Source organism: Paenibacillus turpanensis (genome assembly GCF_011421635.1).
Taxonomy (GTDB): domain Bacteria; phylum Bacillota; class Bacilli; order Paenibacillales; family YIM-B00363; genus Paenibacillus_AK; species Paenibacillus_AK turpanensis.
Window position 1 is genome coordinate 1 of the sequence record NZ_WTLI01000054.1, and the last position, 1,694, is coordinate 1,694.

At 37.4% G+C, this 1,694-nt stretch carries 2 protein-coding genes; one reads left to right on the forward strand and one right to left on the reverse strand.

Features of this window, described 5'->3' with window-relative positions:
• On the reverse strand, nt 1-669 hold a 669-nt coding region (locus tag GQS10_RS22725; RefSeq protein ID WP_166246587.1), incomplete at its 3' end, for a class I SAM-dependent methyltransferase.
• A gap of 261 nt (nt 670-930) precedes the next feature.
• On the opposite strand from GQS10_RS22725, the gene GQS10_RS22730 reads away from it, so the two are divergent.
• Nucleotides 931-1,512 carry a hypothetical protein gene (locus GQS10_RS22730; RefSeq protein WP_166246589.1) on the forward strand — a complete coding sequence of 194 codons (582 nt, stop codon included), beginning with the start codon at nt 931-933 and terminating at the stop codon, nt 1,510-1,512.
• Nucleotides 1,513-1,694 lie beyond the last annotated feature (182 nt).

Sequence of the window (1,694 nt, forward strand, 5' to 3'; positions counted from 1 at the left end):
GCAAACCTTAACCATTTTATGAAACCACTTAGACTTCCGAAAAGGACTCAGTGCCAGGGTTGCTAAAAAATAATATCTCGTTTCTATTTTGCTGAAATACTCCTTAGCTAATTCAATGTCTTGCACCATTAACGGGTGCTCGTCTTCCGTACGAATATGGGGTGTTCGATTCCGATACCAATTAATAAGCGGATTATGCCCCAACGGCTCCGTAAATATGGCCTTACCGTCTGCTGTAAGCGTTCGTGATAATTCCTTGTACGATTTTTGTAGATCCAGATGGTGCAGGATTCCATTTCCGCATATTAAGTCAAATGAGTCATTTGGGAACTCCAGCTTCTCGGCATCCATAACTAAGAACTCCATTTTATCGGCAAGTCCTTCTTGTTGAGCTCTCAGATTGGCCTTCTCTACAGCGACATCCGATATATCGATTCCCCGTACAAAGGCCGCTCCTTCCCTAGCCAAAAGAAAAGAATAAGAACTCAGTCCACACCCATATTCAAGGACCCGAGTATTCCTGATCCCGTTAAGGAGTTTATTCCTATAGTAATCAATTAATGATCCGGTTATGGAGTAAAACTTTTCGTTTGCTAGTTCCCTAGCAGTGTTGTCACCACCAAATACTTTATTATGAAAGTCTTTTTCGCTAGCTATTTTTTTGCTCATGGAGTCCTCCTGGTCTGGACAACAATATATATCTTAGTAGTACTTTTAGATCAAGTCTAAAGCAACCCATTTATTATAGCATGGTTCTATTCTGAGAATAAGATCGGTTAAATAATTTAGTGCGATTTTGACACGGCATTCCTAAATTACCCACACGAAAGTTTTTTATCCCTATGTGCCTAATCCATATGCGAAATATTTAATTGTTTATAAGCGTATAAAATAACAAATAAATCCTTTTTATGGAGGCACATTCAGTAAATGAAAAAATATCTCTTGGGTGGAGTTATAGGTGCAATGTTAACAATTGCAATACCCACAAGTTTTGCAAATCAGGCATTAACGACGGTACAGGCATATCTATGGGATGCAACATTAAGAATAAATAATAACGGAGATATAAATTCCTCCGATGGTATTGAAATACTTAACTACAAAGATACAGCGTATGTACCTTTACGTTATATTTCTGAACATTTAGGGGCGACGGTTACCTACGTAGGTGATCATCCTCAAGGACCAACAATCCATGTTGACTATGCGGATGAACGTGACCTTACAATTAAGACCCCAGATGGTATCATTGGAATGGGTAATTTTGAATTTGCACATGGCAATCGATCGTGGATGACAGTTCAGGTTAAACAATATCAAGAGATTAATAATGATAATTATAAGTTATATATTTATTTTTATGATAAGCAGGGAAATTTTATATTCAAACAATGGTTATCTCAACTGAAATGTGAAGTAGGTAAAGTTCACACTAATATGATTCTTCTAGAAGCTAATATAGAAGGTGTGGATGCATCAAAAACGAAAATTGAATTAATATCCAAATAATTTTTAGCAATGAAAGGCCAGTCCAATTTTTTCGCCACTTGCGGAAAAACATTCGACTCACGACAGTATTTTCAAGAGCGCAGCCTAGAGTAGACAAAGAACCCAGACGAAGTTAGTTTATTTTAGGTGCCACATTGTGATGACAACCTTCCACGCATGTTTTCTTAAAAAAGGGAACAAGC